The sequence below is a fragment of the Streptococcus sp. S5 genome, assembly GCF_034134805.1.
Taxonomy (GTDB): domain Bacteria; phylum Bacillota; class Bacilli; order Lactobacillales; family Streptococcaceae; genus Streptococcus; species Streptococcus lingualis.
In genome coordinates this window covers 1,725,414-1,743,996 of sequence record NZ_CP139419.1, presented here as the reverse complement: position 1 = coordinate 1,743,996, position 18,583 = coordinate 1,725,414, and the positions used below count along the sequence as shown (strand labels likewise).

Here is an 18,583-nt window from a genome sequence, read left to right as displayed (position 1 = left end):
TATAGTAGATTGTGTGAAAATTTGAAGTATACTTTTCTGAAAATGTACAGAAAAAGAATTGGAGTAATCATATGTCAAAAAAACATCATCCTAGTCAAGAAACCGAAAATGGGATGGTTCGTGGTCTGCAAAATCGGCATGTTCAGCTGATCGCTATTGCAGGAACCATCGGGACAGGACTCTTTCTTGGAGCCGGTCGTTCCCTTTCTTTGACAGGTCCCTCTATTATTTTAGTCTATATGCTGACTGGCGCCTTCATGTACTTGATGATGCGGGCGATCGGAGAAATGCTCTATATGGACCCTGATCAACACACCTTTATCAACTTTATCACCAAGTATCTAGGAAAAGGTTGGGGTTATTTTTCAGGATGGTCCTATTGGGTCTCCTTGGTATTTTTGGGAATGGCAGAGATCACCGCTGTTTCCAACTATGTCCAGCTTTGGTTTCCAAATTGGCCAGCCTGGCAGATTCAAATTATCTTTTTAGCGCTTTTAAGTTGTGTAAACTTGATCGCTGTGAAGGTTTTTGGAGAGGTTGAATTCTGGTTTGGAATGATCAAGATTGTCACTATTTTAGCCCTGATCGCAACAGGGATCTTTATGGTGACGACGAATTTTGAAACACCAGCTGGACACGCTAGCTTAACCAATATTACCAGTGGTTTTCAAATGTTTCCAAATGGTTGGGTCAAGTTCGTCATGGCCTTCCAAATGGTCTTCTTTGCTTATCAAGCGATCGAGTTTGTTGGAATTACTACTTCTGAAACAGCTAATCCCCGCCAAGTATTGCCAAAAGCCATTAAAGAAATTCCAATCCGAATTGTAATCTTTTATGTAGGGGCTTTGTTGGCGATTATGGCTATTTTCCCTTGGCAACAGCTTCCCGTCAATAAATCACCATTTGTAACGGTCTTTCAGATGGTTGGAATCAAGTGGGCAGCAGGATTGATTAATTTTGTTGTACTGACAGCTGCTGCATCTTCCTTGAATTCCACCCTCTATTCAACAGGGCGTCACTTGTACCAGATTGCAAAGGAAACACCAAACAGTAAAGTGATGAATCGTTTGAAACTGAATAGCTTATCTCGTATGGGGATTCCAAGTCGCGCGATTATTTTTTCTGCGATTGTGGTTGCTGTTTCAGCCTTTATCAATGTCTTGCCAGGTGTCTCAGATGCTTTTGCCTTGATTACGGCATCTTCTTCTGGTGTCTACATTGCTATTTACATTTTGACCATGCTTGCCCATCTTAAGTACCGTAAATCGAAAGAATTTATGCCAGATGGTTTTATCATGCCAGCCTATAAAGTGTTGAATCCATTGACCATCGTTTTCTTCCTCTTTGTATTCGTTTGTCTCTTCTTGCAAGAATCAACATACATTGGAGCGATTGGAGCAACCATCTGGATCATTCTTTTTGGGATTTACAGCAATTGGAAACATAGTAAATAAACCGCAAGAGAGTGGGACAGAAATCGGTAATTCGTTAGAATTCGATTTCGTCGTCCCACCTCCGCACAGTTGAGTAGGGCTGTAAAAGCTGATGAAATCAGCGTAGTAGAGCCCACTCAACCACTGCGTCTTGCTCGACAATCCAAAAATAATTGAGAGGCTAGGACTTTTGTCCCAGCCTCTTTATTATTTCAGAGCTAGTTTGCTTTCTTTTAAGGAATTACTTGGAGGGAATAAAAGAAAAACAGAGGTGGAAGAAATTATTTTTCTTCCATCTCTGTTTTTTGTCCTTGAATGGCTTTTTTGAGCCACCAAAGTGAGCCGGCTAGGATCAGGGCAGCAAGCCAAAAAATCCAAGCCTCAATAGTGGTTAGAAAAAAGTAGAGAGCGATAGCATCGACCAATAAAAGTGGGATGAGAATCTGTTTTCTTATTTTCATAAGAATATTGTATCATAAATCCTAGAGGAAACAAGTGAAATCAAGCCTGTCTAGGTATTTTGTAGGATCCGAAAAGGCCCGATAGGATTAGTTAGTGAATTTTCTTTCAGGAGTGCATCTTGGTCCCATTTGTGGTAAAATAGTAAAGATATGAGTAAAGAATTTCATCATGTAACGGTTTTGCTTCATGAAACGATCGATATGCTGGATGTTAAGCCAGATGGTATCTATGTAGACGCCACATTGGGTGGGGCAGGCCACAGCGAATATTTGTTAACAAAATTAAATGAATCGGGCCATCTTTATGCCTTTGACCAAGATCAGCATGCAATTGAGAATGCTAAGATTCGTTTAGCTCCATTCATCGAGAAAGGCATGGTGACCTTCATTAAGGATAACTTTCGTCATTTGAAGGAACGTCTAAACGAATTGGGTGTGACTGAAATTGATGGAATCTGTTATGACCTAGGTGTCTCTAGTCCTCAGTTAGATGAACGGGAACGCGGATTTTCTTACAAGAAAGATGCGCCGTTAGACATGCGGATGAATCAAGAAGCTTCCTTGACAGCCTATGAAGTCGTTAATAGCTACGATTACCATGATCTAGTCCGTATTTTTTTCAAATATGGAGAGGACAAATTTTCCAAGCAAATTGCGCGGAAAATTGAGCAAGCACGAGCAATTAAACCGATTGAAACGACGACTGAATTAGCAGAGATTATTAAATCTGCTAAACCAGCTAAGGAGCTCAAGAAAAAGGGCCATCCTGCTAAACAGATTTTCCAAGCCATTCGTATCGAAGTCAATGATGAATTGGGAGCTGCAGATGAATCGATTCAGCAAGCCATGGATTTGTTGGCCCTCGATGGTCGTATTTCTGTGATTACCTTTCATTCGTTAGAGGATCGATTGACCAAACAATTGTTTAAAGAAGCTTCGACGGTTGAGGTTCCAAAGGGACTTCCCTTTATTCCAGATGATTTGAAACCAAAGATGGAGTTGGTTAACCGGAAACCTATTTTGCCAAGTGAAGAAGAGCTTGAGGAAAATAATCGATCCCATTCAGCAAAACTTCGGGTTGCTCGAAAAATACACAAGTAAGAGGAATTGATATGGCAGCAAGAGATGAGAGAACAAGAACACAGGTACTGCAAGACCGCTTTCGCCGTTTCTCTAGAGTAGAAAAGGCTTTTTATGGGTCGATTGTCCTAACAGCTGTGATTTTAGCCATTAGTATCGTCTTTATGCAGACACGGATTTTACAAGTTCAAAGTGAACTGACTGATTTGAATACGGAACTAGAAGCCAAAAAGACGGAATTGGCAGATGTTCGTCAAGAGGTCAATGAATTAACACGTTATGACCGCTTATCACAGTTGGCTAGCTCCCAAGGAATGAAGCTGCAAAAAGAAAATCGAAAAACAGTGAGTGCAAGTAGTGATGAATAAATTCAAAAAATTTTTGATCGGGTATTCGATAAAGAAACGTCGCTTGCCGGATCAGAATCGAAAACAAGTTGGGAAAAATCTCAGTGTACTGGCGATTTTCCTCTTTTTTCTCTTTCTGATTAATTTTGCAATGATCATTGGGACTGACAAAAAATTTGGTGTGACCTTATCGGATCAAGCCAAAAAAGTCCATGAGCAGACGGTCATTGTTCCTGCAAAACGTGGAACGATCTACGACCGAAATGGAGCAGTAATTGCTGAAGATGCGACGACCTATAACGTTTATGCTATTATTGATAAAAAGTACAAATCAGCAACTGGGAAAATCCTCTATGTAGAAGAGAGCCAATTTAAAAAAGTAGCAGAAATCTTTAAGCAGTACTTAGGGATGGATGAGGATTACGTCATTCAACAGTTGTCGCAAAAGAAATTGAAACAGGTTTCTTTTGGCTCGAACGGAAACGGCATAACTTATAGTAATATGACAGCCATCCGTGAGGCCATGGAAGCGGCGAAGATTGAAGGGGTTGCCTTTACAACCAGTCCAAATCGAAGCTATAAAAATGGAGTTTTTGCTTCTCAATTTATAGGTCAGGCCTCTCTTCAAGAAGATAAAGAGGGGAATAAAACTCTGAAGGGGCAATCAGGGATGGAGAAATCCCTCGATCGTATTCTCGCTGGTCAAAATGGGGTTATCACCTATGACAAAGACCGAAACGGCAATATCGTTCCTGGTTCAGATAAGGTTTCTGTCAAAACAGAAGATGGAAAAGATGTCTATACGACCATTTCAGCAGAATTACAAACCTACCTTGAGACGCGAATGGATGTTTTCCAAGAAAAAGTAAAAGGAAAGTATGTTAGTGCGACTCTTGTGAGTGCAAAAACTGGAGAGATCCTAGCGACAACGCAACGTCCATCCTATAATGCGGATACCAAACAAGGGTTGGATCTGAAAAACTTGAAAACCTGGAATACCATCCTTTATCAAGATCAATATGAACCGGGTTCAACGATGAAGGTCATGTTATTAGCTTCGGCGATTGATCATGGAACCTTCCCAGCCTATAATGAGGTATACTATAGTAACGAACTACAAGTAAAAGATGCGACGATCCGTGACTGGGATGTCAATATGGGGCTGTCAGCAGGCCGTTACATGAATATTGCTCAAGGCTTTGCCTATTCGAGTAACATTGGCATGACTCGTCTGGAACAGAAAATGGGAAATACGGTTTGGATGGATTATTTGACACGCTTTAAGTTTGGTCTTCCAACTCGTTTTGGTATGGGAGATGAGGCTTATGGTAGCCTTCCAGGTGATAACTATGTCAGTCAGGCACAATCTGCCTTTGGTCAAGGGATTTCCGTCAGTCAAACCCAAATGTTACGGGCCTTTAGTGCCATTGCTAATGATGGGCAAATGTTAGAGCCGAAGTTTATTAGTGCCATTTACGATAAAAAATCAGACACAGCCCGCAAATCAAAAAAAGAAGTTGTTGGAAAACCAGTTTCAGGATCAGCTGCGCAACAGACACGGAACTATATGATCACCGTTGGAACAGATCCAGAGTATGGAACCTTGTACAGTGATGGACCCATCATTCAGGTACCCGGTCAAAACGTTGCGGTGAAATCAGGGACTGCCCAAATTGCGACAGATCAAGGATACTTGCAAGGAGAAAATGATTATATCAACTCGGTTGTAGCCATGACACCTGCAGAAGATCCTGAATTCATCATGTATGTAACGGTCCAACAACCAGAAGTAAAATTCTCTCCAAATAATTGGGAAGAATTGGTCAATCCCATTTTAGAAGATGCTGTTGCTTTGAAAGATGATTTGCATCTAACCTCAGAGGCACCAACGTTGGATGATGTGACCAAAGAAACGACCTACAAAATCCCTTCAGTAGAAACTCTCTCTAAGGAGTTGAATCTGAAACAAAATCTGAGCCCAGGTGCTTATTCAGAGGAATTGCGTCGCAATTTGGTACAACCAATTGTCCTAGGAACCGGGAAAAATATCCGCAAGATGTCTGTGGATGTAGGCTCTAAAGTCAAAGCCAATCAACAAGTATTGTTATTGACAGAAGACTTTGATGCGGTTCCAGATATGTATGGTTGGACTAAGAAAAATGCAGACATCTTTGGAGAATGGACTGGAATTGAGATTACCTATAAAGGTAGTGGAAAGAAAGTAACCAAACAAAGTGTCAAAATGAACACCTCACTCAATAAAACTAAAAAGATTACGTTAACATTAGGAGACTAAGATGTATATTGCTACGATCCTTGTATCGTTTCTATTAACAGTGGCTGCTATTCCAGCCTTTATTCGATTTTACCATCGTGCTCATATTTCCGGGCAACAAATGCACGAAGATGTGAAACAACACAAAGCGAAAGCTGGCACTCCGACAATGGGTGGAGTTGTATTTCTCATTACAGCCGTTCTAGTTAGTTTTGTCGTTACCGTATTGACTGGAAATTTCACGCGACCTGTTCAACTTATTCTATTTATCTTGATTCTATATGGAATTGTTGGATTTTTGGATGACTTTTTAAAAGTTTTTCGTAAGATTAATGAAGGTCTCAATCCGAAACAAAAATTGGCCCTTCAACTTGTTGGTGGAATCATCTTCTATATTTTTTCTGAACGCCACGGTGCAGGAAGCCTTTTAAATGTCTTTGGTTACGATCTTTACTTGGGCCATTTCTACATTCTCTTTGCTTTGTTTTGGTTGGTTGGATTTTCAAACGCGGTCAATTTGACAGATGGGATTGATGGATTAGCCAGCATCTCCGTTGCTATTAGCCTGAGTGCCTATTCCTTTATTGCCTATATGCAAGGGAAATGGGACATTCTCTTTGTCACCTTGAGTATGATTGGGGCCTTGCTTGGATTCTTTGTCTTCAACCACAAGCCGGCTAAAATCTTTATGGGCGATGTCGGTAGTCTAGCTCTTGGAGGGATGCTTGCAGCCTTGTCAATGGCTCTGCATGTCGAGTGGACGCTGCTCTTAATTGGTCTGGTCTATGTCATTGAAACAGGTTCTGTGATGCTACAAGTGACCTATTTCAAATGGACCAAGAAACGCTACGGAGAAGGACGTCGGATTTTCCGAATGACTCCTTTCCACCATCATTTAGAACTGGGGGGACTTTCTGGCAATGGCCAAAACTGGTCAGAATGGAAAGTGGATGCCTTTATGTGGAGCATTGCCTTGGTGACAAGTGTCGTGACTCTAGTCCTTCTCTATCTATAAAACGACGGTGGGCTTGCCCATCGTTTTTTTGCTGACTCAGAGAGACTTCGCTGGTTAGGAAAAATGACCCATAAGAGAGGCAAGAAGACAGCTTTTCTGATATAATAATAGAGATCATGAAAGGAACTGAGAAAATGAAATTTACAGAGTTTAATTTTAAGCCCTATATTCAAGAGGCACTGAAAGAAATCAATTTTAGAGAAGCAACCGAAGTACAGGAAAAACTAATTCCGATTGTCCTAGCTGGAAATGATTTGGTTGGAGAGTCAAAGACAGGTTCTGGGAAGACCCATACTTTCCTCTTGCCGATTTTTCAAACCTTAAATGAAGATAGTGAGCAAGTTGAAGCGGTCATCACGGCTCCTAGTCGGGAGTTGGCGACGCAAATTTACCAAGCTGCTCGTCAAATCGCTAGTCATTCTGACAAAGAGATTCGGATTGTAAATTATGTTGGAGGAACGGATAAAAGCCGTCAGATTGAAAAATTGCAGGTCAAACAACCACATATCGTTATTGGAACTCCAGGCCGGATCTATGATCTGGTTGCATCGGGTGATCTGGCTATTCATAAGGCCCATACTTTTGTAGTAGACGAGGCAGATATGACACTGGACATGGGATTCTTGTCTACTGTGGATAAGATTGCTTCAAGGCTTCCGCAACAACTGCAATTTTTAGTTTTTTCAGCCACCATTCCGCAAAAATTGCAGCCTTTCTTGAAAAAATATCTCTCAAACCCAGTCATGGAGCAAATTAAGACCAAGACGGTGATTTCAGATACCATCGATAATTGGCTGGTTTCGACCAAGGGTCGGGATAAAAATGAGCAAATTTACCAATTGACCAAGACCTTGCAACCTTATTTGGCCATGATTTTCGTCAATACCAAAACGAGAGCAGATGATCTCCATGCTTATCTAGTAGCCCAAGGATTGAAAGTGGCGAAGATTCACGGAGATATCCCACCACGTGAACGGAAACGGATCATGAATCAGGTTAAAAATCTTGATTTTGAGTATATTGTGGCCACAGATTTAGCGGCTCGTGGAATTGATATCGAAGGGGTGAGTCATGTCATCAACGATGCTATTCCACAAGATCTTTCTTTCTTTGTTCACCGTGTTGGCCGGACAGGGCGCAATGGTCTACCAGGTGTCGCTATTACTCTTTATCAACCGAGTGATGATTCAGATATCCGTGAACTAGAAAAAATGGGCATTCGTTTCGTACCGAAAGTGTTGAAAAATGGGGTTATTGAAGATACTTATGATCGGGACAGACGGGCCAATCGTGAGAAGAAGCAAGAGAAACTCGACATTGAAATGATTGGTCTGGTGAAGAAGAAAAAGAAAAAAATCAAACCAGGCTACAAGAAAAAAATCAAATGGGCAGTTGATGAAAAGCGGAGAAAAGCTAAAAGAGCTGAAAACCGTGCGCGTGGTCGGGCGGAACGAAAGGCCAAACGCCAAACTTTCTAACCCCTTCTTTCACATGTTCAGAAGAAAACATAGATTTTCTTTATGAACTCCATAAAGAAAAACTATTAGGAACTTGTCTAAAATTATGATAGACTAAATTTGAGTAGTCTATCATTTTTCTATTTCTGTAGCAATTTTTGGAATTCCGATAGTGAATGTGATAGAATGTTTATGTTCGAGAAAGGAAGTAACAAAAATGTTTACAACTAATCTTTTAACTGCCAACTGGTATGCTGACTTTTTAAAACACGTTCCAGACAGCAAGCTGTTTAGTTTGAGAGCCGTATTGGATGCATTTCCGGCAGTCATTGGGAAATTGCCTGTGACGATTTTATTAGCCCTAGGAGGCGCATTTTTTGGGATTATTTTTGCCATGATTTTTGCTCTGGTCAAAATTAATCGTGTACGAATTCTTTACCCGATTCAAGCTGTTTTTGTCAGTTTTTTACGTGGGACTCCTTTGTTGGTTCAGTTGATGTTGACCTATTATGGGATTCCTCTTATTTTAAAAGCGATCAATCAGTCCTATGGAACAGCTTTTAATATTAATGCCATTCCAGCTGAGTTATTTGCAATTGTTGCTCTTGCCTTTAATGAGGCAGCTTATGCGAGTGAAACCATCCGGGCAGCCATTTTATCAGTGGATCCTGGTGAAATTGAGGCAGCGCGTAGTCTTGGGATGACCAACCGTCAAGTTTATCGCCGGATTATTATTCCCAATGCAGCAGTCGTTGCAACTCCTACTTTAATCAACTCTCTCATCGGCTTAACCAAGGGGACCTCGCTAGCCTTTAGTGCCAGTGTGGTTGAAATTTTTGCCCAAGCACGGATTATTGGGGGGAGCGATTTGAAGTACTTTGAACGCTTTATCACGGTATCGATTGTTTACTGGATTGTGAATATTCTCATTGAAATACTAGGCCGTCACATTGAACGTCGACTGGATATTGAGACTCCCGTAGCAATTGATTTACCAGATCAGGAGGTCCGGATCTAATGATTTATATTTCAGAATTATCAAAGACATTTTCAGGTCAAAAGGTTTTAAATAATCTAAGTTTGGAAATTCAAAAAGGGGAAGTCGTGGCCTTAATCGGGTCTTCGGGAGCTGGTAAATCAACCTTCTTACGCAGTTTAAACTATTTGGAAGCTCCAGACAGTGGTAGAATTAAGATTGATGATTTCGAAGTTGATTTTGAGCACATTACCCAAGATCAAATCTTAACCTTAAGAAGAAAATTGGCCATGGTGTTCCAGCAGTTTAATTTGTTTGGTAGAAAAACAGCCCTTGAAAATGTGAAAGAAGGGCTCATTGTTGTGAAGGGCTTATCCGATCAAGAAGCAACGAAAATTGCTCGAGAAGAACTGGCAAAAGTCGGCTTATCGGATCGTGAAAATCACTATCCTCGTCACCTCTCAGGCGGACAAAAGCAACGCGTGGCTTTGGCTCGTGCCTTGGCCATGAAACCAGAGGTTCTTTTGCTGGATGAACCGACTTCAGCCTTGGATCCAGAATTGGTTGGGGAGGTTGAAAAATCCATTGCCAATGCCGCAAAAACAGGTCAAACTATGGTATTGGTCAGCCATGATATGTCTTTTGTAGCGCAAGTAGCAGATAAGGTCTTATTTTTGGATAAAGGACGGATTATTGAATCTGGAACACCAGAGGAAATCATGCAGCATCCAAAAGAAGAACGGACAAAAGAATTCTTTGCTAGTTACAAACGGACCTATGTTTGATATAATAGAAAAGAGGTAAGACTCAGCTGGCGGTGCTAGCTGGGTTTGTTTTCTGAAAATGTAAAAATATTTGGAGTCGTGATGTTAAATAAATTATTGTCCTTATATTTACAAAGTTTAGTGACGACAACGATTTTAGTTGGGATCGCTTCTTGTATTTGGATTGGCTACCGTGCCCTTAAGAAGAAAGATAAAACAGCCAAGCAACGACAAGCCCATTTATATGATATCCTCTTAATTGATATCATGACGATTCCTATTTTAACCTTTGCGGTCATAGGGATCTTGTTTATCTTTCAAGCACGATAATTGCAAAAAGACCGTGTTAGAATTATAATGATTACAACGAAACGGAAAAGAGGTTGACTATGTTTGATACAGTGATTATTGGAGCAGGTCCTGCAGGGATGACTGCGGCCCTTTATGCAGCACGAAGTAATTTAAAAGTCGCATTGATTGAGAGAGGAATTCCAGGTGGTCAAATGAACAATACGTCTGACATCGAAAACTATCCTGGCTATGCGAATATTAGTGGCCCAGACTTGGCTGAAAAAATGTTTGAGCCTTTAGAAAATCTTGGCGTGGAACATTTGTTTGGTCAGGTAGAGCGTATCGAAGACCTTGGAGCAACCAAAAAGATTGTCACAGATGATGGGGAATTTGAAGCTAAAACCGTGGTGATTGCAACAGGGTCTAACCATCGTTCATTGAATGTCCCTGGCGAAGAGGAGCTGAATAGTAGAGGGGTTTCCTACTGTGCTGTTTGTGATGGAGCTTTCTTTAGAGACGAGGATCTCTTGGTCGTTGGTGGAGGTGATTCTGCGGTAGAAGAAGCTGTTTTTTTGACTCAGTTTGCAAAAACAGTGACCATTGCCCATCGTCGTGATCAATTGCGTGCCCAAAAAGTTCTTCAAGATCGTGCCTTTGCCAATGATAAAATTCACTTTGCTTGGAATACGGTTGTTGAAGAAATTAAGGGTGAACAAAAAGTAACGTCTGTCCTTTTAAAAGATGTGAAGACAGGAGAGGTTAGAGAGCAAGCCTTCGGTGGTGTCTTTATCTATGTCGGTTTAGATCCTGTCAGTGATTTTGCGACAGAACTTGGTATTTTAGATGAAAATGGCTGGGTGATCACGGATGATCATATGAGAACCACAGTCCCAGGTATTTTTGCAGTTGGCGATGTTCGTCAAAAAGATTTGCGTCAAGTGACGACAGCCGTCGGAGACGGTGCGATTGCTGGCCAAGAAGTTTATAAATATATCACAGAAAACTTTTAATCCAAAAAAATCTGAGCTTCCTGTCTCAGATTTTTTTCATGCTTTCCTTTCAGTATTCAATGGGGCTGAAATGTGCTATAATGGTACTAATTTTATGGTAGGAATTCATAGAACAAATCTAAAAAAAGAGGTATTCATATGTATCCAGATGACAGTTTAACGTTGCATACTGATTTATACCAAATCAACATGATGCAAGTCTATTTTGATCAAGGTATTCACAATAAACATGCCGTATTTGAAGTCTATTTTCGTCAACAGCCTTTTAAAAACGGCTACGCAGTATTTGCTGGCTTAGAGAGAATTGTGAAATACTTGGAAAACTTGTGCTTTTCTGAGAGCGATATTGCCTATTTAGAGTCACTTGGTTATCATGGGGCCTTCTTGGAATATCTCCGTGATCTCAAGCTGGAACTGACGGTACGCTCGGCTCAAGAAGGAGACTTAGTCTTTGCCAACGAACCAATTGTTCAGGTAGAGGGCCCTCTAGCCCAGTGTCAATTGGTGGAAACAGCTCTCTTGAATATCGTCAACTTTCAAACCTTGATTGCCACAAAAGCTGCTCGTATTCGTTCAGTCATTGAAGATGAGCCTTTGATGGAATTTGGAACCCGTCGTGCGCAAGAAATGGATGCTGCCATTTGGGGAACTCGTGCGGCAGTCATCGGAGGTGCCAATGGAACTAGTAATGTACGTGCAGGTAAGCTCTTTGGAATCCCAGTTTTAGGAACTCATGCCCATTCTCTTGTACAGGTTTATGGAAATGACTACCAGGCCTTTAGGGCTTATGCGGAAACCCATAAAGATTGTGTTTTCCTCGTCGATACTTATGATACCCTGCGTATTGGGGTCCCTGCTGCTATTCAGGTAGCGCGTGAAATGGGAGATAAAATCAATTTCCTAGGCGTCCGGATTGACTCAGGAGATATTGCCTATATTTCTAAAAAGGTCCGCCAGCAATTAGATGAGGCTGGGTTTACAAATGCTAAAATCTACGCTTCTAATGACTTGGATGAAAATACCATCCTCAACTTAAAAATGCAAAAAGCAAAAATTGATGTTTGGGGTGTAGGAACCAAGTTAATTACAGCTTACGATCAACCAGCGCTTGGAGCGGTATACAAAATTGTTTCTGTTGAAAATGATAAAGGAGAGATGATCAATACCATCAAGCTTTCCAATAATGCCGAGAAAGTTTCTACTCCAGGTAAAAAGCAAGTCTGGCGGATTACGAGCCGTGAAAAAGGTAAGTCAGAAGGAGACTACATCACTTATGATGGAGTAGATGTTTCACAACTGACAGAACTTAAAATGTTCCATCCAACTTATACCTACATTAATAAAACAGTTCGAAACTTTGAGGCCATTCCTCTTTTAGTGGATATTTTTAAAGAGGGTCAATTGGTTTATCAATTGCCAACATTATCAGAAATTCAAGAATATGCTCGTAAAAATTACGATCAATTATGGGATGAATACAAGCGTGTCCTCAATCCACAGCATTACCCAGTTGACTTGGCCAAAGATATTTGGCAGGATAAGATGGATCTGATCGAGGAAATGCGTAACAAGGCCAATGGAGAAGGAGAAGCAAAATGAGTTTGCAAGAAGAGATTATCCAACAATTGGGTGTCAAGCCTAGCATTGATCCTCAGGAAGAGATTCGCCACTCGGTTGATTTCTTAAAAAGATATCTAAAGAAGCATCCCTTCTTGAAAACATTTGTATTAGGGATCTCAGGAGGACAAGATTCAACTCTTGCTGGACGATTAGCTCAATTGGCCATGGAAGAAATGCGCGCAGAAACAGGAGATGCCTCCTATCAATTTATTGCCGTTCGTCTTCCTTATGGGGTACAGGCAGATGAAGCAGATGCACAAAAAGCATTGGCCTTTATCCAGCCGGATGTTAGCCTGGTTGTGAATATCAAGGAGTCTGCTGACGAAATGGTACGAGCAGTAGAAGCGACTGGAACAGAGGTTTCTGATTTTAACAAAGGCAATATTAAGGCTCGCAGTCGTATGATTGCTCAATATGCTCTAGCTGGAGCACGTAGCGGTGCGGTGATTGGGACGGACCATGCTGCAGAAAATATTACTGGTTTCTTCACAAAATTTGGAGATGGTGGTGCAGATATTTTACCCCTTTTCCGTTTGAATAAACGCCAAGGAAAACAATTGCTTAAGGCCTTAGGAGCCGATCCTGCTCTTTATGAGAAAATCCCAACAGCAGATTTGGAAGAAGAAAAACCAGGAATAGCAGATGAAGTAGCGCTGGGTGTCACCTATAATGAAATCGATGATTACCTAGAAGGCAAACAAGTGAGCCCAGAAGCTCAAGCCACTATTGAAAAATGGTGGTACAAAGGCCAACACAAACGCCACTTGCCAATCACAGTATTTGATCATTTCTGGGAGTAAAAAGGTCCAGTGGACCTTTTTAGCCCGAGTCTTAAAATAGGAAAACGAGGTAGAAATCGGTAACTCGTAGAATTCAATTTCGTAGTCTTCTCACCATACAATATTGTGAAAAGCATCAAAAAGAAGGGCGGTTTCATCCGTCCTTTTCTTCTAGATTAAAGTAACCAACTTGCAACGTTCAAGTTGCATGAAAAAATGAAGGGAGACAATCTATGAATCATCTTGGAAGTCTTGTCATAGAGACAGAGCATTTATACTTGAGGCCTTTCGTTTTGGAGGATGCACCAGCGATGTTTGAAAATTGGGCTTCTGATCCTGAAACCCTGAACTATGTCACCTGGGATGCCCATGCATCTTCTGAGAGAACCAGAGAATCGATCAAAAGATGGATCGAACAGTATCGTAAACCAGATACTTATAAATGGGCGATCTGTTTGAAAACATCACCGGATCAGGTAATTGGAGATATTAGTGTGGTTTCTCAAGACCAGGAAAGTCAATCATGCGAGCTAGGTTATATCCTTGGCAAGAAATTCTGGGGGAAGGGATTCATGACAGAAGCCGTCACAGCTGTTTTGGATTTCTTATTGAATGAAGTCGGATTTAAGGAAATCAAAGCCACTTATGTCAGTTTAAATCCTGCTTCTGGTAAAGTCATGAAAAAGGCCGGAATGCAGTATGTAGAAACCATCCCTCATGCCATTCAACGCAAAGGATATTGTGGCGATAAAATCATCTATTCTATACAGAATCCCTCTCTATAGGGTGATTTTTACTTGAAGATTCTGCTCAAAGGATTATAATAGTAAATAACGAAAAAAGGAGATTGCTATGTCAGAATTAACGAAAGAATTTACAGACCAGCTCTATGCTAATTATGAAGCAAATGTGAAATATGCGGCTCTTGAAAATGCTGTTACCCATAATGGGATCCATGCATCGCTTGAAACGCGCAAGAGTGCAGTAGAAAATACACCAGTTTTTTCACTTGATTTGACCAAGGATAAGGTGACAAACCAAAAAGCATCTGGGCGTTGTTGGATGTTTGCGGCTTTAAATACCTTCCGTCACAAGATGATTTCAAGCTTCCAATTGGAGGATTTTGAATTGTCTCAAGCACATACTTTCTTTTGGGATAAGTATGAAAAATCAAACTGGTTTTTGGAGCAAGTGATTGCTACAGCAGACCAAGAATTGACCAGCCGTAAGGTGGCTTTTCTCCTACAAACCCCACAACAAGATGGCGGTCAATGGGATATGGTGGTATCCCTCTTTGAGAAATACGGGGTGGTTCCAAAATCAGTTTATCCAGAATCGATTTCTTCAAGCAATAGTCGGGAATTGAACACCTACCTCAATAAACTCTTGCGTCAAGATGCGCAAATCTTGCGTGATTTGATTCACTCAGGCGCAGATAGTGAGGCAGTTGCGAGCAAGAAACAAGCGCTGTTGCAAGAAATTTTTAACTTCTTGGCTATGTCTTTAGGATTGCCTCCACGTGAATTTGACTTTTCATACCGTGATAAGGACAACCAATTCCATAGTGAAAGTGGCTTAACTCCACAAAGCTTCTACAAAAAATATGTAGACCTTCAATTAGACGATTACGTCTCTATTATCAATGCCCCAACTACAGACAAGCCATATGGAAAATCTTACACCGTAGATATGCTGGGCAATGTTGTTGGTAGCCGTCCAGTCCGCTACCTAAATGTTCCAATGGATCGATTGAAAGAATTAGCCATTGCTCAAATGAAAGCAGGAGAAACTGTCTGGTTTGGTTCAGATGTAGGCCAAGTCAGCAACCGTAAAGCCGGAATCCTGGCAACAGATGTCTACGATTTTGAAGCAGGCATGGATATTCATTTGACACAAGACAAGGCGGGTCGCTTGGACTATGCAGAAAGTCTCATGACACATGCTATGGTCTTGACAGGGGTTGATTTAGACGAAGCAGGTCAGTCTCGTAAATGGAAGGTTGAAAATTCATGGGGAGACAAGGTCGGTACAGATGGTTACTTTGTGGCTTCTGATGCTTGGATGGATGAATATACCTACCAAATCGTGGTTCGTAAAGAATTCCTAACAGCAGACGAATTAGCAGCCTATGAAGCAGAACCAATTGTCCTAGCACCGTGGGATCCAATGGGAGCTTTGGCAAAATAATGATACAGAAAAGAGCCGAAAGGCTCTTTTTTTTATATACTCAAAAATAAAAAAGCTGGGAAGTCTAACTAAATAAATCAGATTTTATTCGTTCTGGTTTTTTAACCATTGTTTTAAAAAAAGCCGGGCAAAAGCCCGACTTCTCTGTTATATTATTCGTTATGATTGTTAGATTCTTGTGAAGAAGGCTCAGATGGTTTAGATTGATTTTCTTCGTTCGAAGAGCTAGACGATGGTTCTTCATACGAATACTGATCAGTGGAATAACTTGGCTCATAGTAGTAGTTATTGTAGTTGTTCTTACCATTGTTTAAGTAGAGATAAGAACCACTTCGATACAGTCCACTTGGTTGCGTCCAATCCGTATGACCAGAGTTATTATTATTAGCAAGATAGAGCATCATTTGACGGTAGACATCCGTTGCGACCTGTATTCCATTATCCAATACTGGTGTAAAGCGATTGGAATAACCTGTCCATACTGCCATGGCATATTCAGGAGTGTAGCCTACAAACAATTCATCCGGTGTTACAATATTTGAATAAGCATTTTTTGTCAATTTACCGATTTCGTTATCAGCATAGTTTGATGTACCTGTCTTACCAGCTTGGTAGATTCCCGAAATGGCAGCATTTGTACCGGTACCAGACAAGAGAACTGTCTTCATCATATCTGTCATCATGTAGGCAGTTGTTGCTTTCATTGCACGAGTTCCTTCGGACTCAAATTCCTTGGTTGTGCCATCACTAAAGACAACCCGACTAACATAGGATGGTTTGTAATAGGTACCGCCATTGGCAAAAGCAGCATAGGCAGCAGCCATTTTTTCACTGCTAGCTCCGTATTTGTTACTTGAATCGCTAGTGTTACTTGAGATGGCATTAGCGTATACCATTTCTGGATAATCGATTCCGAGTCCATTGAGGAATTTCTTAGCTTGTTTAAGACCAACTTTTTCCAGGGCCTTCACCGCAGGCACGTTACGAGATTGTTGAATTGCGTAGGTAATGGACATGCTACCATAGTATGAACGGTCCCAGTTGTAGACAGGCGTTGATGAATGAGGGAAGTTGTATGGCGCATCTGTTGTAGTAGCTGCTGTAGAGGTATATTCCTCATGTTCAAGAGCTGGTGCGTAATCTGTGATTGGTTTCATTGTTGAACCCCAGTCACGGTTCGTTTCAACCGCTTGGTTTGTACCAAAGGAAACATTGCTGGATTGGTGACGAGAACCCAGCTGAGCAATGACTTTACCAGTATTGACATCAATAACGGTAGAAGCTACTTGCATTTCATCATCCGGGTAATTGACATATTCATCTGTATTGTAGATATCCCATAGTTTCTTTTGAGCTTCTGTATCCACGTTTGTATAGACAACCATTCCGGTTGTCAACAAATTGTAGCCCGTTTCTTCTTCGACTTGCTCGATCACTTCTTTTAGGTAATTATCCATATAGGCTGGGTAACTGCTTGAAGAACTGAGACTTTGCAGACCATCTGTAACAGGTGTATTGACCGCTGCTTCGTATTGTTTGTTAGAAATGGTCTTCATATCGAGCATTTCTTTTAATACTAAGTTTCGGCGCTGTTGCGCTGCTTCAGGATGGGAGTATGGATCGTATTGGTTTGGTGCTTGGGGCATCCCCGCAAGGAGTGCCAATTGAGGGAGCGAAAGATCTTTTAGATCTTTTCCGTAATAACTTTTCGCAGCTGTCTGCATTCCGTAGTTCCCATTCGCCATAAATACTTTATTGACGTAATAGGTCAAGATTTCTTGTTTGGTTGCTTTCTTTTCTAGTTGGGTTGCTAACCAAGCTTCTTGGATCTTACGAGAGAGGGTACGGTCAGAGGCTGAAGTGGAGAAATAGGTTAACTTGATCAATTGTTGCGTCAAGGTTGACCCACCTTGACTTCCTCCTCGTAAGTTGTGAAGGAAGGAACCGCCGATCCGAATGATGTCGACCCCACGGTGATTGAAGAAACGGTGGTCTTCAATCGCAACGATAGCATTGACCAAATCAGTAGGGATTTCATTGGCTGTGACATTGATTCGTTTCTCAGCTCCCAAATCCGCGATCAAGTTATTTTGGTTGTCATAGATCTTACTAGATGTTGTTGCAACCAAATCTTTTTCAGACAAGGTTGGTGCTTTCATAGCATAGTAACTAAAAATCAGTCCACCAAGGACAAATAAAAGTAAGAAAAATGAAATGGCTGCGATCGCAACATATTTCAACCATTGAATGACTGTTTGTTTATTCATTTAAATACCGCCTAGAAGTTTCTGTTCGATAATATCAAGATAAGGAACGCTCGGAAGTCGATTCTCATCTACTAGAAAGCCGTGCTCCTGAATATAGGAGAGGGGCATGGATTTATTACCATGATCGATGTTGTAATAGTGAATTAATGCAGGAGCAGGAAGTAAGTAGGTTTCACTCAACTTTGCAAAATGCAAGAGAACGAAACAGATACCGCCTTGCTGGACAACCGCCTCCATATGATCGATTTGATGTTGATGAAAATTTTTCATCGGCATGGATTGCTTTTGCTGTGTTTCCTTAGCTTCAAAATCGATATAGCGTCCCTTGTATACTCCAGAATAGTCTGTCGTTGAGGCTTGCCTGAAATAGGCTTCAACAATCTTTGCCCGACTGCGACGTGGATAATCCACTTTCACGATTTGAATCGGTGTTGGTTTTTTATGGATGACAGCTAGACCTCGAGAAAGATAGTATTGATTGCTTTCATTGATCATTTTTTCAAATGTCATCCCACGATTCGCAAAGTCGACTGGATGTTTCCTTTGTGTAGAGACCAAGGTTTTTTTGGCTACTTTATGTGGATAGTTGACCATAGTTCTCCTTATTGGTACAATTACATC

The 18,583-nt window shown here is 41.1% G+C and carries 17 protein-coding genes; 14 read left to right on the top strand and 3 right to left on the bottom strand.

Annotated features, from left to right (window positions below):
* Window positions 1-71 precede the first annotated feature (71 nt).
* Window positions 72-1,454: an amino acid permease gene (locus SM123_RS08440; RefSeq protein ID WP_195487750.1), complete on the top strand. Its 1,383-nt coding sequence runs from the start codon at window positions 72-74 to the stop codon at window positions 1,452-1,454.
* 260 nt (window positions 1,455-1,714) lie between these two features.
* Here the strand turns inward: SM123_RS08440 and SM123_RS08435 are convergent, their stop codons facing one another.
* Window positions 1,715-1,894 (bottom strand): hypothetical protein, encoded by a 180-nt coding sequence (locus SM123_RS08435; RefSeq protein WP_037599920.1) that lies wholly within the window; start codon window positions 1,892-1,894, stop codon window positions 1,715-1,717.
* A 150-nt stretch (window positions 1,895-2,044) separates the two neighbouring features.
* Here SM123_RS08435 and rsmH point away from each other — a divergent pair, with 150 nt between their 5' ends.
* The 13 genes from rsmH (at window position 2,045) to pepC (ending at window position 15,695) form a co-directional block, all read left to right on the top strand.
* On the top strand, window positions 2,045-2,995 hold the full coding sequence (gene rsmH / locus SM123_RS08430) for a 16S rRNA (cytosine(1402)-N(4))-methyltransferase RsmH (RefSeq protein WP_003010377.1): 951 nt from the start codon (window positions 2,045-2,047) through the stop codon (window positions 2,993-2,995).
* 11 nt (window positions 2,996-3,006) lie between these two features.
* Window positions 3,007-3,342: a cell division protein FtsL gene (ftsL, locus tag SM123_RS08425; RefSeq protein WP_003003929.1), complete on the top strand. Its 336-nt coding sequence runs from the start codon at window positions 3,007-3,009 to the stop codon at window positions 3,340-3,342.
* On the top strand, window positions 3,335-5,617 hold the full coding sequence (gene pbp2x, locus SM123_RS08420) for a penicillin-binding protein PBP2X (protein ID WP_320909425.1): 2,283 nt from the start codon (window positions 3,335-3,337) through the stop codon (window positions 5,615-5,617). Before ftsL ends, pbp2x begins: the two co-directional genes overlap by 8 nt.
* A gap of 1 nt (window position 5,618) precedes the next feature.
* A complete protein-coding gene (mraY, locus tag SM123_RS08415; RefSeq protein WP_003014926.1) occupies window positions 5,619-6,611 on the top strand; it encodes a phospho-N-acetylmuramoyl-pentapeptide-transferase in 993 nt (330 codons plus the stop codon).
* A gap of 134 nt (window positions 6,612-6,745) precedes the next feature.
* Window positions 6,746-8,089 (top strand): DEAD/DEAH box helicase, encoded by a 1,344-nt coding sequence (locus SM123_RS08410; RefSeq protein ID WP_070659694.1) that lies wholly within the window; start codon window positions 6,746-6,748, stop codon window positions 8,087-8,089.
* Window positions 8,090-8,285: 196 nt separating this feature from the next.
* Window positions 8,286-9,086: an amino acid ABC transporter permease gene (locus SM123_RS08405; RefSeq protein WP_049498839.1), complete on the top strand. Its 801-nt coding sequence runs from the start codon at window positions 8,286-8,288 to the stop codon at window positions 9,084-9,086.
* Complete coding sequence (locus tag SM123_RS08400) at window positions 9,086-9,829, top strand: amino acid ABC transporter ATP-binding protein (RefSeq protein WP_320909424.1); 744 nt, start codon at window positions 9,086-9,088, stop codon at window positions 9,827-9,829. Before SM123_RS08405 ends, SM123_RS08400 begins: the two co-directional genes overlap by 1 nt.
* Window positions 9,830-9,910: 81 nt before the next feature.
* Window positions 9,911-10,138 (top strand): DUF4059 family protein, encoded by a 228-nt coding sequence (locus SM123_RS08395; protein ID WP_003003995.1) that lies wholly within the window; start codon window positions 9,911-9,913, stop codon window positions 10,136-10,138.
* Window positions 10,139-10,197: 59 nt separating this feature from the next.
* Entirely contained in the window at window positions 10,198-11,109 is a 912-nt protein-coding gene (trxB, locus tag SM123_RS08390; RefSeq protein ID WP_320909423.1) for a thioredoxin-disulfide reductase, read from the top strand.
* 138 nt (window positions 11,110-11,247) lie between these two features.
* A complete protein-coding gene (locus tag SM123_RS08385) occupies window positions 11,248-12,708 on the top strand; it encodes a nicotinate phosphoribosyltransferase (RefSeq protein ID WP_201087887.1) in 1,461 nt (486 codons plus the stop codon).
* On the top strand, window positions 12,705-13,529 hold the full coding sequence (gene nadE / locus SM123_RS08380) for an ammonia-dependent NAD(+) synthetase (protein ID WP_201087886.1): 825 nt from the start codon (window positions 12,705-12,707) through the stop codon (window positions 13,527-13,529). Before SM123_RS08385 ends, nadE begins: the two co-directional genes overlap by 4 nt.
* Before the next feature lie 212 nt (window positions 13,530-13,741).
* Window positions 13,742-14,293: a GNAT family N-acetyltransferase gene (locus SM123_RS08375; RefSeq protein WP_320909422.1), complete on the top strand. Its 552-nt coding sequence runs from the start codon at window positions 13,742-13,744 to the stop codon at window positions 14,291-14,293.
* Between the two features lie 67 nt (window positions 14,294-14,360).
* Window positions 14,361-15,695 (top strand): aminopeptidase C, encoded by a 1,335-nt coding sequence (gene pepC, locus SM123_RS08370; protein ID WP_070659665.1) that lies wholly within the window; start codon window positions 14,361-14,363, stop codon window positions 15,693-15,695.
* Window positions 15,696-15,847: 152 nt separating this feature from the next.
* Here pepC and pbp1a read toward each other — a convergent pair whose 3' ends face one another.
* The gene (gene pbp1a, locus SM123_RS08365; protein ID WP_070659666.1) at window positions 15,848-17,962 is read right to left on the bottom strand and encodes a penicillin-binding protein PBP1A; all 2,115 of its coding nucleotides are present in this window, start codon (window positions 17,960-17,962) and stop codon (window positions 15,848-15,850) included.
* Window positions 17,963-18,556, bottom strand: a complete 594-nt coding sequence (recU, locus tag SM123_RS08360) for a Holliday junction resolvase RecU (RefSeq protein ID WP_320909421.1) — start codon at window positions 18,554-18,556, stop codon at window positions 17,963-17,965.
* Window positions 18,557-18,583 lie beyond the last annotated feature (27 nt).